At 56.3% G+C, this 14,578-nt stretch carries 12 protein-coding genes; 3 read left to right on the top strand and 9 right to left on the bottom strand.

Annotation, left to right across the window (positions count from 1 at the left end):
• Window positions 1-46: 46 nt before the first annotated feature.
• The 5 genes from TX82_RS06990 to TX82_RS06970 form a co-directional block, all read right to left on the bottom strand.
• Complete coding sequence (locus tag TX82_RS06990) at window positions 47-442, bottom strand: leucine-rich repeat domain-containing protein (protein ID WP_005008613.1); 396 nt, start codon at window positions 440-442, stop codon at window positions 47-49.
• Between the two features lie 61 nt (window positions 443-503).
• Entirely contained in the window at window positions 504-1,325 is an 822-nt protein-coding gene (locus TX82_RS06985) for a tetratricopeptide repeat protein (RefSeq protein ID WP_005008612.1), read from the bottom strand.
• Between the two features lie 91 nt (window positions 1,326-1,416).
• Window positions 1,417-2,052, bottom strand: a complete 636-nt coding sequence (locus TX82_RS15175; protein ID WP_005008610.1) for an Lcl C-terminal domain-containing protein — start codon at window positions 2,050-2,052, stop codon at window positions 1,417-1,419.
• Window positions 2,045-3,067: an NHL repeat-containing protein gene (locus TX82_RS06975; protein WP_005008608.1), complete on the bottom strand. Its 1,023-nt coding sequence runs from the start codon at window positions 3,065-3,067 to the stop codon at window positions 2,045-2,047. Before TX82_RS06975 ends, TX82_RS15175 begins: the two co-directional genes overlap by 8 nt.
• 234 nt (window positions 3,068-3,301) lie before the next feature.
• A complete protein-coding gene (locus tag TX82_RS06970) occupies window positions 3,302-3,916 on the bottom strand; it encodes a hypothetical protein (protein ID WP_005008606.1) in 615 nt (204 codons plus the stop codon).
• 303 nt (window positions 3,917-4,219) lie between these two features.
• On the opposite strand from TX82_RS06970, the gene TX82_RS06965 reads away from it, so the two are divergent.
• From TX82_RS06965 to TX82_RS16675, 3 genes are all read left to right on the top strand, one after another.
• On the top strand, window positions 4,220-6,031 hold the full coding sequence (locus tag TX82_RS06965; RefSeq protein WP_005008603.1) for a B12-binding domain-containing radical SAM protein: 1,812 nt from the start codon (window positions 4,220-4,222) through the stop codon (window positions 6,029-6,031).
• Window positions 6,032-6,178: 147 nt separating this feature from the next.
• Window positions 6,179-7,285 (top strand): tetratricopeptide repeat protein, encoded by a 1,107-nt coding sequence (locus TX82_RS06960; protein WP_005008602.1) that lies wholly within the window; start codon window positions 6,179-6,181, stop codon window positions 7,283-7,285.
• Window positions 7,286-7,308: 23 nt separating this feature from the next.
• Window positions 7,309-8,694, top strand: a complete 1,386-nt coding sequence (locus TX82_RS16675) for a hypothetical protein (RefSeq protein ID WP_005008599.1) — start codon at window positions 7,309-7,311, stop codon at window positions 8,692-8,694.
• A gap of 90 nt (window positions 8,695-8,784) precedes the next feature.
• Here TX82_RS16675 and TX82_RS06950 read toward each other — a convergent pair whose 3' ends face one another.
• The 4 genes from TX82_RS06950 to glgP form a co-directional block, all read right to left on the bottom strand.
• Window positions 8,785-10,326, bottom strand: coding sequence for an NHL repeat-containing protein (locus TX82_RS06950; RefSeq protein WP_005008596.1), 1,542 nt, complete (start codon window positions 10,324-10,326; stop codon window positions 8,785-8,787).
• A 129-nt stretch (window positions 10,327-10,455) separates the two neighbouring features.
• Window positions 10,456-12,126 carry an ethylbenzene dehydrogenase-related protein gene (locus TX82_RS06945; protein WP_005008595.1) on the bottom strand — a complete coding sequence of 557 codons (1,671 nt, stop codon included), beginning with the start codon at window positions 12,124-12,126 and terminating at the stop codon, window positions 10,456-10,458.
• On the bottom strand, window positions 12,080-12,583 hold the full coding sequence (locus tag TX82_RS06940; protein ID WP_005008592.1) for a hypothetical protein: 504 nt from the start codon (window positions 12,581-12,583) through the stop codon (window positions 12,080-12,082). Before TX82_RS06940 ends, TX82_RS06945 begins: the two co-directional genes overlap by 47 nt.
• Window positions 12,584-12,730: 147 nt before the next feature.
• The gene (glgP, locus tag TX82_RS06935; protein WP_005008587.1) at window positions 12,731-14,479 is read right to left on the bottom strand and encodes an alpha-glucan family phosphorylase; all 1,749 of its coding nucleotides are present in this window, start codon (window positions 14,477-14,479) and stop codon (window positions 12,731-12,733) included.
• Window positions 14,480-14,578: the final 99 nt, after the last annotated feature.

Genomic DNA, 14,578 nt, shown 5'->3' with positions numbered 1-14,578 from the left:
ATTCGAAGACTTAATAAACTCTCCGCCGCATCGCCGGCCACCCGGCTCACACCCGGAACCGGAGGGTGGTGAGGTTTACCAAATGCACCGAATTCATGAGAGCCCGTTCCCCTTCTTCGCTGATGTCGTTGACAACCAGCTGCAGACTTCGCAGGTTGATGAGCGTGGTCGAATTGGCCAGCGCCCGGGCCCCTTCGTCGCCGATGCGGTTGGACTTCAAATTGATGCTTCTGAGATTCGAGAATACAGGCGACTCCGCAATGGCTTTCACCCCTTCGTCACCGATATCGTTTTGCGACAGGTCCATGGACCGGACGTTTGACAACTCTTCGCATTTGGCCAGTTCCTTCGCTCCCACTTCACGGATGAACTTCGCTTTCAGGTTCAGTATCTGCCCGTCCTTGCTCAAACCGTCCTTGATCAGTCGCCGAATGTCTGCCATCGATTTCTTTTCTCTCCATTCACTTATAAAGTCAGGTGCAATAAAGAAGCCCCCGGTCCCGTCAACCCCGGCCTTCGATGGTCTTAGCCTCGAACCCGTATTCATCATAGGTCTTCCACCCCTCGGCCAGCATCTTTTTGGCGTAGGTGACCATCATCTTGGCCTGGGCGTGATTGGGGTCGATATCCATCGATTTTTTCAAAAGCTTGAGGGCTTTTTCCACATCCTGAATCTCCTCGCCGTACAGGTCGATCTGCCGGCTTTTGTCGATCAGGTCGGACGCCCACTTGTAATAAAGATTGGCCAGCTGGGAGGGCGCTTCTTTCGAGATGTAATCCACCAGGTCTTCGTCCGCTTTCAACTGCGGCAGAAACTCCATGGACTTTTCAAAATTGTAGATCGGGTCCTTATAATCGTCGTCGTTGACCTGGGTGATGGAGTCGCCAGCCTTGTGCGCCGAGTGCAGGCCGATAGAGCTTTTCACCACCACCGACTGGATTCCGGACAACAACATCTGAAACTGCATGTTGGCCAGGCCGAAATGGATGATCGAGTGGAAATCCTTTTCCTTGTCCAGTTCCAGCGCCAGTTCGTATTCCTCGCGCGCCTCCTTGTGCTGACCCAGTTCCTCCAGAGCTTCAGCCAGATTGTAGTGGTGGATGCAGTTGTCGGGCTCTTCCTCAATCTGGGCACGAAACTCCTCGATCTGCGATTCCAGATCGAACTCGGCTTCTTCACCCCCCTCTTTCTGAGCTCGCTCGTAAGGGTCGTCTTCCCGCACCCGGAAGTTACTGCTCAGGTCATCCTCCCCCTCCGGCACATCCCCGCCCTGGGCACCCTCTTCTTCCAATTCGTCCGGATTCTTTTCTTCTTCGGAATTCATACCCGGTTATCCTTCCCAAATTAACCCAGCTTTATTTTAGCAGACTCGTACCCGCCGCAATTCGATTCCGACGAAAAAGGCATTGATGGAATCACTTCAAGCTGACTTTTTCGCTCCCCTTGAGGTCGCGGACTGCGCGGATGACGGTGAGGGATTTCTGGATGCCGCCCTTCATGCTGGGGTAGGCTTTGCCGCGGATGAAGTTGAATCCCCACGCCATTTCCTCACTCACCTCTTCCACAGACCAGTAACAGCAGTTGCTGTTGCCGAAAATGGGGTCGATGTGCACTTCGTTCTTCGTCCAGTAATAATTCCACGGCACCGACTTGGACTCATCATAAAGGCTTTTCAGTTCCTCTCGAGTGGGAAGACGCCAGTTGGACGCCCCGCCGAATTCGCTTTCGTTCATCTTGCGGATGTAATGCTGGGCGTCGTTCCAGTTCAGCCACTGTTTGAGGGACTGGTAGGAATCCATCTGTTCCCACACGAGTTTTTCCTGAATGTCGGTCACAGTGCCGTTTTCATTGTCCCGGAAACGCGGATCGTCGGTTTTGAATTCCGCCTTGGACGGCTCCGTGAGGGTGAGGATCTGGCCCCCAAACTCCGGGTCGGACGTCTGCGTTTTTTCATCTACGGCCCATGCTATTGCGGGAAGGAGAAACAGGATGGTGGTGGTCACCACCCAATTCGCCACCACAGCCACGGTACGCACCCGCCACTCACTCATCTTTCGGCTCCCAATCCGGCTCCCAGGAAAGCCAGATGCCGCTGGGATTCTGAAACTGCTTTTCCTCGCGCCCGATGGTGCCCCATTTGCTGACGAAATTCATTTCCGGGTCGAATTTCTGAATGCGGTTGTTCAACGTATCCACCACAAAGACGAATCCGTAAGGGTCTTCCGCGATGGCCATGGGGCAGTTGAATTGCCCGTCGCGTTTCCCGTATTCACAAAAGGAGGCGATGAAATTGCCGTCGCGGTCAAACTGCTGCAGCCGGTTCTGGCTTTTTTCCGCAACCAGCAGGGTGCCGTCGGTGCGCACGGTGAGGTCGGAGGGAAAGTTGAACCGGCCTTCCTCGAACCCATATTCGCCGAACTTGGTGAGGAACTGGCCCTCTTCGTTGAAAATCTGAACGCGCTGGTTATCCCGGTCGGCGACGTAGATATTGCCTTCGGCGTCGGTGGCGAGACCGGTGGGGAATTTCATGAACCCGTCGAAGTTGCCGGCGAAACCGAACCCGAGCAGGAACTCACCGTCTTCATCGTATCGTTTCAGGCAGTGGTTGTGCGTGTCCGCCACCAGCACCGTGCCCATCGGCTCGACACAGATAGCCTCCGGCCAGTAAAACTTGCTCTGTCCGTAACCCTCGCCGCCGAACTCCAGGATGAAATCACCTTCCGGGTCGAATTTCTGGATGCGGTGACACCCCGTGTCCGCCACCCAGATGTTGCCTTCCTTGTCCACCGCCACGCCGAACGGCCCTTTGAACAACCCCGGCCGGTAGGGGGGCCGGGTGCCAGCGGGCTTTCCGAACTCGAACAGAAACCTGCCGTTGCCGTCAAACTTCTGGATGCGGTCGTTGCCCGCATCCGCCACCCACACGTACAACTGCGTGTGGTCGACGTCCGCCCATTTCGGCCTCTCCTCCGGAAGCGTCGCGGGATCCTGAACCTCGATGGCGGTCGATTCGCCGACGACCTCCTGGGTCTCGACTTCTTCTACCGCTTCATTGTCTTGTGCCATGCCACATCCTCAATCAGTCAACGTTCAAAACGGTGACAGCATTGTAATTTCCATTCGGTCTGTTGGGGGTCGGCTACGGGACAACTGGGTGTGGATTCCTTTGGAGGACCGGGCAAGAGCGGACTCCCACATCGTGTGGGCTTCCTTCAGGCATTCGGACTCTGGGGCGGGACGCACCCCGGCAAGAAAAAACCCGTTCGGCGTACCGGTCAGCCGGAACCGGCCAGACCGGTGTCAGTTCACCATAAACTTTTTGACGTCCAGAATCTGGTACTCGAAATCGCAGGCATTCTGGAGTTCATTCAACCGTTCGTTCCATTCGCGCTGGAAGTTGTCCAGGTTTTCCATGTTCGGTTTCTTTTTCATCAGGGACACTTCCTTGTAAACCGGCTTGACCAGGTGCTTGTGGATCTCCTGAATGACATTGCGCATGCGAACGATGCAATCCTTGGTCACCATTTCGCGGGTGACGCCATCCACTTTTTCCAGAAGACGCAGGAAGCCTTGAATCGTCGCCAGGTGCTTCATGTAACTGTCGGCCAACTGGTGATTGTATTTCAGGCCGCAATCAATGTAGCCCGCCATGAGGTACACGCCGACGTGGTGGTCGAACTTCACGGCCAGATCGATGACCTTCTGCAGGTAATCGACCTCGCGTAAATCCTCGTCCTCCTCCTCGCCTTCTTCCAGTTCCTTGGCAGCCTTTGCCTTTTCCGCCTCGAGTTCTTTTTTTATCTTTTCAAGTTCCGAAAGATCGGACATCGGGTCGTCTGTCCGTTGGCTCATCTCCTGACCATCTTCCGGGGCCTCGGTATCTTCAGGATTGGTTTGGGTATCGTGTTCGCTCAAAACCTGATCTCCTTCAAAACAAACGGTTCAAATCGGGAAATGGTCGTAACCATCAAAAATATAAAAGTTTACGGCCTTTCTGGGTTTTACGCATTATATATACATAGGAAAAAGGGTGTCAAGACAATTGCCTCTCCTAAAAACCCGGTCAAATGGGCACTTGTATCCGCCTTGCCCTCCTTCCCGGATCTCCCGTTTCAGGCCATTCGGCCAGTTGACGGAAAATACTCATCCCGCATTGACAGCAGGTTCTTCGGTTCTCTATGATGACGGTACCTATTCTTAATGGAATTAGGAATTTAAATGAAGACGGCCCTCATATTTCCACCACAGTGGTTTCCGAGTCAGCCCTACCTGGCATTGCCCACGCTCGCCGGATATCTGAAGTCGCACGGCCACGAAGTGGACCAGTACGACTTCAATATCGAGGGCTACGAAACTTTCCTGTCGCGTTCGTACCTGGAAGAGTGCGTCGAAATCATCCGCGAGCGCCTGTCCCGCCCGGCCTACACGCCGGAAGAAAACCAGGTCAAAAACGTGTACCGCGACATCCTGTCCGACCCGGACTATCTGGAATCGATTTACTCCGGTGTTGAAGAAGCGAAGGAGGTCCTGCGAACGGAGGAATTGTTCTTCCAGTTCCCGGTGTACAAGCGGGCCTACACCACGCTCAAGATCGCGATGAAACTGATCTCGTTCGCGCACTTTCCGAGCCAGGTGGACCTGGAATCGTTCTTCATGCCGGGCAACCCGGAAGAAAATTTAAATGGCATCCTGGGGGCCACCGCCGACCCTGTAGCCAACCCCTACCTGCGGCTGTTCGAAGACCACCTTCTGCCGCGGGTGGACTGGAACGAATACGGCGTGGTGGGCATTTCCATCATCCACGTCGGGCAGGTGATCGCCGGGCTCAGCCTGGCCCGTCTGCTACGAAAACAACACCCGCACCTGCACATCGTCATCGGCGGAAGCGTGTTCACCCGGCACATCGACATCCTCGACGACAAGCAGATCCTGTTCGATGAATTTTTTCACAGCATCATTCTGTTTGAAGGGGAACTTCCCCTCCGCCGCCTGCTGGAACAATTGCAATCCGGGGGATCGCTCAGCGAAGTGCCGAACCTGATCCACCTGCAGGACGGCAAAGTGGTTCACAATCCCAAAGCGGAATCGCTGCCCTACGACCAGCTGGCGCGGCCGGATTTTGACGACATGCCGCTGGAAAAATACCTGATGCCGTATCCCGTCCTGCCCTACATGGCGAGCCGCGGCTGTTACTGGGGCAAGTGCACCTTCTGCACCCACAGCCACATCTATGATTCTTTCTACCGCAAGGAAAACGAAGCCCGCGTGGCCGAAGACATCGATTACCTCGGCAAACGGCACAACACGAAATACTTCACGTTCTCGGACGAAGCCATCTCGCCCAACGCCTTCAAGCGTATGGCCGCCGCCATACTCAAGAACAACGTAGACATGCGCGCCCTCGGCATGCTCAAGTTCGAGGCGGACACGGTGGAAACCGAAGACCTGTTCCGCGAAATCTGCCGGGCGGGATTCATCATGCTGTTCTATGGCCTGGAGAGCGCGAACGACCGCGTGTTGTCGATCATTGACAAGGGATGCGACCAGAAAACCGAGCACCGCGTTCTCACCAACAGCGCCCGCGCGGGTATCTGGAACCACCTCTACCTGTTCTTCGGCTTTCCCACGGAAGAGCTGGCAGAAGCGGAGGAGACCATCCGCTTCACCGTGGAAAACAGCGAGCGCGGCAGCGGGATCGTTCATTCCGTCGGCCAGTCCACCTTTTCGCTGGAAAAAGACTCCGCCATCTTCCACAACCCGAAGAAGTTCTCCATCGATCGCATTGTCCAGGACCCGGAACGCGACATGGCCATCGTCTTCGACTTCGATATCCAGAAAGGCATGACCCGCGACGAGGTCATGGACGTGTATGAACAGTTTGACGCCGTCCTCGATGATTGCTTCCCATCCCGCAAAATCTGGAAATACCTCTCGCGCGAGCACTTCCTGCTTTATCTCGACCGATTCGGCCGCGAGGAAATCCTGCGCATGGCGCAGGACGAAGCCCTGACAGAAGCAGTGGAGGCCTGACTCCACAACGCCTTCCGCCCCCGCTCCCCGGGTTTAGGGTTTGACACCCCCACGCCCGATAACCTAAAATTCAATTAAATCAGCTTTCAGGCAGTGCCGCCTATGGCGGTGGGGTCAACAGCAACCGTTCGCATAGAGGTTCCATTCATGGCAGACATAGATGTCAACGAAGACTTTGATGTTGAGGAGTTTCGCAAGCGCCAGCAGGGCAAAAAAGAGTCCAACTGGATGACCATGAAAATCCACCCGGAGATTTTTGAAGAGCTGGGGGTGCGCGATCCGGAGCAGATCAAGCTGGAAACCGCCATCATGAAGAAAACCCGGCAAATCAAAAAGGAACTGCGCAACGACCCGGACAACCTGGAAAAAAAGGTGGAGCTGGCCACACTGTACATTGACGGGGGCAACTATGAGGACGCCATCAAAGAACTGAGGGCGGTCCTCAACAAAGACCCGAAATTCGGCCGGGCCTACAAGGTGCTGGGTACCGCGTACGCCCTGTCCGCGCAGGAAGACGAAGCCATCCGCGAATTGAACCGCGCGGCGGAATTGATACCGGAAGATCCGGAAGTGTTCTTCAACCTGGGCGGCGCCTACATGTTGAAGGACTATTTCGAAAACGCCGTACGCGCTTTCCAGCGTTGCATCGAGCTGGACCCGACGGATACCACCTCCTACGCCAACCTGGCTGCGGGTTTGAACATGCTGAAGGACCACCTGAACGAAATCCGTACGCTCAAAAAGGTTTTGATGTTCGACCCGGAAAACAAGGAACTGCGAGCTGCACTGGGCAATGCGTACTTCGCCAACGGCGACTTCGACGAATCGCTCACCACCCACCAGTGCGTGGTGGATCTGGACGAAAAAGACCCGCAGGCCTGGTGCAACCTCGGCAGCGCCTTCTCCGCCAAAAACATGGTGGATGAAGCCATCGACGCGTTCAAAAAAGCGATGGAACTGGACCCGGAGTTCTCCCTGCCGCACACCAACCTGGGAAGCCTCTATGCCTCGGTCAACCGTGTCGAGAGCGCCATCAAGGAATTCAAGACAGCCGTCAGCCTGAACGAAGGCGACGCCACCGCATGGCTCAACCTGTACCAATGCTTCAAGGAAATCGGCCGTCACGAAGAGGCCACGAAAGCTCACGACAAGTACCAGGAACTCATCCGCCCGCAGGGCCCCGGTGGAACAGAAATGTCCGGCATTCCCGGTGGCGTGGCCACCACAGGGAAAACCGCCGCGGAAAAACAATAGCCTTTCTCCGGGTCTGACTGAGGATGAATTCCGGCCATTCCGAACTGGCCTCACTCGGCGATTTCCAGCCCGCCGATGTTTGGCAGGTGCACGTCAACCATATCTTCTACGGGACCAAAGGTCCCGGCATCCACCAGCATTTCCAGACCTACGTCAGCCGCGATCATCGTCTGGCCTACGCCCTGGCCGACCATTTCTTTAAACACTGCGAAACCCTTCCCACCGAGGTGCCTCTGCTCGTGCAGGAATGGGGAGTCGGCAACGGCAACCTCGCAGCCCGCATGCTCGACCGGCTGAAGGAAATCGACACGGAAGGCCGAGTGTACCCGCGACTTTCGTACACGCTCTGTGACTATTCACAGGAAATTTTAAACGGCGTCGAGGCAAACCCGGATTTGCAGGCGCACGCAGGGCGCTATGCCACCGCGCTCATCGACGCACGCGATCCTGAAGGCGCGGAACCAGGCTCGCTTACCTGGGTGCTGTCCAATGAAATCTGGGACGACCTCGCCACGCGCGTTCTGATCAAAAGCCAGGGCATGCTGTTCGAGGAATACCTGCAACCGCTGATCGAACCCGCTGTCATCCAGGGGGACTTCGACACCTTCGTCCGGCAATTCCAGAACGCGGACCTGGACGTCCTGAAAACGCACCCGCCGTTTCTCGACCAGATCGTCTGGGAACGTGCATTCCAGCGCACGGATGTCGGCGACTGGCCGTTCGGGGACGTGGTGAACAAGCACATGGAATCGATCGACGACGACATCCCGACGCCCGTCAACGTGGGCGCGTTCGGCACGCTGGAGAAAGCGCACCGGCTTCTCCATCCCCAGCATTCAGCGGGCTACACCGGGTTCGATTACGGCATGCTGTCCACGGCGCATCTCAACCGGGTGGGGCGGCCGTATTTCAAGCTTTACGGTGGGCAGTACACGTCGATGGTCAACTTCCCTCTGCTCGCCGAGGTCGGTCAGGCCGCGGGCTTTTCGCAAATCGAACTGGAACCCCAGCATGCATACGTGGGCCGCAGCCTGGAAGAACCGCTGATCAGTCTCCTGGAACTGGTGCAGAACCATCCGAAAGTGGGGGAGATGGCTCCCTGGGATGTGGATGTGCTGATGCTGGAAACCCTTCAGGCACTCAACACGCACTACCGCAGCCCTTACACCAGCAAGATGGATTACCCGACGCTTCCCGGTACGCCCAAGAAACAGCGCAAGCTCATCGCTCAACTGGTGAAAAACCTGAGTACGCGTGGCGTGCCCGATACGGTGGCGTACGTGACGGAAAGCGAGGTGCGCGCCGTGGAAAAGCCCCTGCGCAAACTGGGCTACCGGGAAAAAGACATTCAGCGGAGTTTTTCCTTAAACGATGCACCCATCCAGTTCTGCCGCCTGACCCTGCGCTGAGACCGCCGCACCCGTATCCCGCTCAACGAAAAAACCCCCTCGCCCGGACGGGCAAGGGGGTTTTTGGATTGTGTGTTTGGAAATATACCGTTATGCCGTCTCTTCTTCCAGTTCTTCCGGCGGCATTTCGTCTTCCTCGAAGAAGTCCTCGTCCTCACCCATGAGCAGTTCCGGGTCCTCGACCTCAGCGTGCAACTGGTCCTCGTCCTCTTCGGGCATTTCCACTTCCGCAATCGGCAGTTCTTCCCAGATCACCACCCGCGCGTTGCCACGGTCGCAGATGTAAAGGCGACCCGGATCGTCCTCGTCCTCGGGATCTTCTTCCAGGAAGAGGCCATACGGGTCGTTGAGCGAGCAGTGAGAAGGATCGCTGTTGCGGTTGAACTTGTTTTCGTAAAACGATTTCTGTCCGATTACAAAGTCGGCAGGCTGGCCGTTTTCCGTAGGCAGTTCCTTCCACCCCAGCACACGATTATTACCGGAATCGGAAACGAACAGGCCTTTTCGTCCGTACACCACGTCGGTTGGGAAATACATACCCACCGCGTCACAGCGGTAACCGCCCTGCCCCGCGTTCACATCGCGACTGTAAAAATTCGGCTGACCAAGCACCAGGTCCGCCGGAACGCCGTTGTGCGAGGGCATCTTGTTCCAGATCAGGACACGGTTGTTGCCCTGGTCCACAACGAAAATTTTTCCCGTTTCCGCGTGGTAAAACACGCCGGTGGGAAAGCTCATCGAATCGGGGGTGACGTTATCGAAATCGCCGCGATTGGGTTCGCGTTCGTCCATATCGGACTGGCCGAGGCAGATATCCGCGTTCCAGCCGTTGTTGAAGGGGATCTTTTTCCAGATGAGGACGCGGTGGTTGTCCTTGTCGGCCACGAACACATGCTGATCATCGCCCGAACGCACCCCGAACGGGAAAAACAACGAACCGGAACCAACCAGCCCGCGCCGATTGGCCTCTCCGCATTCCAGGTTGTCCTGTCCCAGCACCAGGCCCGGCGCCTCCCCATCGTCCGAGGGCAACCCATTCCAGCGCAGGACACGATGGTTGCCGCTGTCTGCAACGTACAGCTTGCCGTCGATCACTTCCATGCCCGCAGGCTGGGACAAAGTATCTTCTTCCGGTTTACTGATGGTGAATCCGTCCAGGCTTTCGTCACCCAGCCCGGAGGTCATTTCGTCCAGGGTGGTGGTGATACCGCGGTTTTCCAGGCAGTCGGAAAAGTCTTCCTGCCCCAGCACGAAGCTGGCAGGTTCGCCGTTTTCTTCTGGAAACGTGTTCCAGCCCAGCACGCGATGATTGCCACGGTCTGCCACGAAAAGCATTTCGCCAAACTTCATGACAAATTGCGGTTCGGACAGGGTGTTGTCGCTGGGGTCGTCCGCGCCCCGGTTGGATTGACCTTCTTCAAACCCGCTCTGGCCCAGGACCATGATCGCGCCGACTTCCTTCTGGCCTTCATCGACCTCCTCGACCTCATCCACCTCTTCCAGTTCGTCTTCGGTCAGGACGTCTTCATCGATTTCCTCTTCTTCAATCTCATCGACATCGGATTCCGCCACCTCCAGAGATTCTTCCTTCTCCCGGGCTTCTTCCTCTTTTCTGGTCTGGTCGTCAGACATGGAACCACCTCCCAAAATTCAAACGATCTCCGTAGGATCCCCGGCGCCGGATTGCCTTCCGGCAGCGCATCTCAAACGGTTCAATTATCAGGCTTTTTCTTAAATACATATCCTATACCAACCCATTGTTCAAGGCAAAATCAACCTCTGCCACATGGAAACCGTTTTACGGCCGTTGCGGTCCTTGTGCAGGCCGTCCCACACCGCAAAACCAATGAGAATGGGTTGTTTTTTATTGAACTGGATGTCCCATTTATTGAGGGATTCGATATCCCGAATAAACACCACGGTCCATTTGCCGTCTTTCCACAGCCCCTTGCCGCGGATATTCTGCTTGGTTTTCGGCTGGGGTGTGAGCGTGCCGAAGCCCTCTGCATTCATTTCTTCAATGGGAACTTCACGAAACGGGTTCAGCGATTCCACAGGGTTGACCTCGCCACCGAAGATCATCACGTCCATATCCATGCCCTGGCCTTCCGTGGCCTGTTCGAGTTCTTCCTTGGTCTCAATCTCTTTTTGCCAGTCCGCGCGCCATTGCCAGATGTTCACCGGCTTTTCACGGTTACCCATTCCAAAAAAGGGTTCGTTGTGCCCGTGCGTGTGCAGGAGCACATCGCCCAGCGCAAACTCCAGCGCTACCGCGTCCTTGAAATCCTGGTGGCGGCTGGATGACCGGTTCGGAACCGGGTCTTCCCACTGCACACGGAAGGCAATCTGCTTGCCGTTGGTCACGGACTGAAACTGCACGCGGGTAATGGGATCGCGCCGGGCATTGAGCACAATCAGATGCACGTTGGTGGCAGGGACCGGGTCCCACAACTCGCTATACGGATCGATGCCGATGTCACCTTCCACCATTTCGGATTTCAGCGTGACCTCATATTTGGCTTTGCGGTAGCGGTCCGTCTGGATTCGGGAATGCACGAACGACGCCAGGTCCCACCGTTCTTTCGAAGTGAGGTGATTGTACGCCTTCATCGGGGTGCCGTCGATCCCCGTGCTGAGAGTCATGAATATGTCTTCTTTATCGAAACCGAACTTGAACGTGTTGGGATTGGTCAGGTCATAAACGAACACACGGTGGTCCCAAATGTCGTACAGGCTGTCGGCGATGGGCCCGTCTCCCTTGAGATCCGTCCCGTGACAACGCGCACATCGCATTTCCTGAAAAATCTGGTGGCCCGCTTCGATACTCTCCTTGGTGGAGGGCGGCACCGGCCCGGGTGTGACGGGTTTTTGCGGGGTTTCGTTTTTAAACCGGTTGGAAAAGGTTTTGAGGTATTCCACCACCGACCAGGTTTCGTCTTCCGTCAACGCATTTTCCCAGGCCGGCATGGCCGTACCCGGAATGCCTTTGGTGATGGTATCGAAGATGTCTTTGTCGAGAGGCAACGACCCGGTGGGAGTGGAACGGTGTTTGAACACGCCCTTTCGGAAATCGCGCGGCCACGGATAAAGGTACGCCATCGCTTTGCCGCCGCCGTTGCCGTCTTCCCCGTGACAGAAAATGCACATGTGCTTGTACACCGTAGCGCCGACGGTCACACTGCGCCCCTGGCCATGCGAATGGGAATGACCGCTTTCAGCGGAGCCGGAATGGGAGTGCCCGGATGGATCCTGCTTTACCTCCTTGGGCATCGCCTTCGGTTGTTCCTTGTGCGTTTCCCCGCCATGGGCGAGGACGGAAGTGGGTTCGCCGCGCCAGCCGAGAAGCGTCACCGCGAGAATCAGACCCAGCGCGAAGATGGACTTGCTAGCGGAACAGGGGTTTGGGATCGGATAACGTGTATTTGGTTTCATTGCCGTTCAAACCGTCCTCGGCGATATCGACCCAGATGTTGAGACAATTTTTGCGGAAGTCCACGCCCAGGCAGTAAAACAGGGGATACTTCGAGGTGAAGTAAATGACCGGGTAGGAAACATAAACGCTCAAATTATCGATCCGGGCGTTCTGGATGGCTTCTTTAATAGTTAATTCTTCACTCGCCGCTTTGCGAATGATTTTCCGGATGACCTGGTAGTCCAGCGTGCCATCCAAGTCCAGGTCGTAATAAGTGGCAATGAGACCGGGCACACTGAGCAGTTCCCAACCACGGTAGGTTGGGTCCTTCCACCCCGGTTCAATCGGGATGGGATTGTCCACCGTTGGACGGAATCCCGGATTCTCAAACGTTTGCGCCCGTGCCGACGAGGTGACCACCAGCAATACAGGAATCAGGGCCGCTCCCGCCATCCAGATTTTGGCTCGATGCCACATGCACACTCCCTTGCAGGAGCCCCCTTGCCTGTCTTGCACCCTGCACCTTTGTAAATTTTATTCCAAGTTAAGGTATCACAATTCCCTAACCAATGAAACTCAAGGATAGACGGGGAAGAAACCGCCTGATTGGGCGCAAATGGGAACTCAGCGGCAGGAAAAATAGGCCTTGGTGACGTACTGCTCCATCTGCCGGTGGGTGTTGAACAAAGACCCGTTGATGGCGATGGCCTGGCACTGCATATCGGCCCAGCCTGTGCGGTCTTCATAATATTTCGGGATCACCTTCGACTCCAGCGTGTCGTGAAGGTTTTTGCAGTCGAGGTCGTCGCGGTCGTCGGGAGACAGGTCGAGGCGGGGGTCGAGGTCGCCGATCGCCCAGCCGGTGACGCCCTCGATGCAACCCTCCACCCACCAGCCATCAAGGATGCTCAGGTTGAGTACTCCGTTGAGCGCCGCCTTCATGCCACTGGTGCCGGAGGCCTCGTGGGGGCGGATCGGGGTGTTCACCCACACGTCCACCCCGCCAGTGATGTAGTACCCCAAATCCATGTTGTAGTTGGGTATGTACACCAGCTTGAGTTTTTTGGTGCGTTGTTCGATTTTCTTCTGAAACTCGTGAATTTCCCGGATCAGGCGTTTGCCCGCTTCGTCTTTCGGGTGAGACTTACCGGCATAGACGATCTGCAAACCGGGACTGCTCTCGGCAATTTCGATCAGCCGGTCGAGGTGACGAAACATCAGCGACGCCCGCTTGTAGGCCGCCGCGCGGCGGGCAAATCCCAAGGTCAGGATATTCGGATCGAAGGTTTCGCTCATCATTTTGGAGACGCGGTCGAACAGTTCGTTCTTGCATTCCAGATGTGCCTGCCACACTTCATCGCGTGGAATGGACATCGCTTCGCGCAGGTACTTGGGATCGTTCTTCCACAAACGGGCGTGTCGGTCGAACAGTTTGCGAAACGATTCGTGCACCCAGGTGTATGTGTGAATGCCGTTGGTGATGAAATCGATCTGGTGATGGGGGAACATGCCGCTCGACACGTCGCCGTGCTGGTACGCCACGCCGTTGGCGAAGCGGCTCAGGTTGAGTCCTAGCGTCGTCATGTTGAGGCAGTCCTCGCCACTCAGCCTGCGGATCACATTCATCGAGATGCCGGTCTTGAGCACGCGCTCAACCAGGTCGAAGCCGAACCGGTCGTGCCCTGCCGAGACGGGGGTGTGGGTGGTGAACACGCACAGGCTCTTCACCTTCTCCACGTCCCACACGGTTTCCTCGTCCCACGTTTCGAACACCGTGCGCTGGTGCTCACGCAACAGTTCCAGTGTGAGCAGGGACGAATGCCCCTCGTTCATGTGGTAGGTGTGGATGCGGTTGAACCCGAGTTCCCGCAGGTACTTGACGCCACCGATGCCGAGCAGTATCTCCTGCTTGAGGCGGAACTCCGAGTCACCGGCATAAAGAGAATCGGTAAGGCGGCGGTCGGGCTCCTCATTTTCCTCCAGGTCCGTGTCGAGAAACAAAATGGGCACTGGTTTGCCGGTGGTGCCGGTGTAAATATACAGCCACGCCTGCGTTATGATCGAACGGCCTTCAATCTCATCCAGCACGATCTTGCCAGGCAGTCTTTGCAGGTGGTCTTCCGGCCGCCAGTCGACGGGGTGCTCCTTCTGCTCACCCTGCCCGGTGATTTCCTGCCGGAAATAGCCCTTGCGGTAAAGGAGGGTGATGCCGACCACCGGCAAACCCAGGTCGGCACACGACTTCAACGTGTCGCCAGCCAGAACACCCAGTCCTCCACTGTAGGTCGGGATGTCCGAGGCGATGCCGATTTCCATGCTGAAGTAAGCGATGGTGGATTCGGTGTCGATGCCGCTGCGCAGGTAACTGTTCATGCATTCCTGGAGTGAGAGTCCGTCGGAGCGATTCAGGCAACTCAATAAGGTTGGGCCGCTCTTATTATGTATAACTGAACGGGGTCTGAGACAAGGAAA

The organism is Nitrospina gracilis 3/211 (assembly GCF_000341545.2).
In the GTDB taxonomy this organism is placed as follows: Bacteria; Nitrospinota; Nitrospinia; order Nitrospinales; family Nitrospinaceae; genus Nitrospina; species Nitrospina gracilis.
Note: the sequence above shows the minus strand (reverse complement) of the source record. Positions and strands in the feature narration are given on the sequence as shown.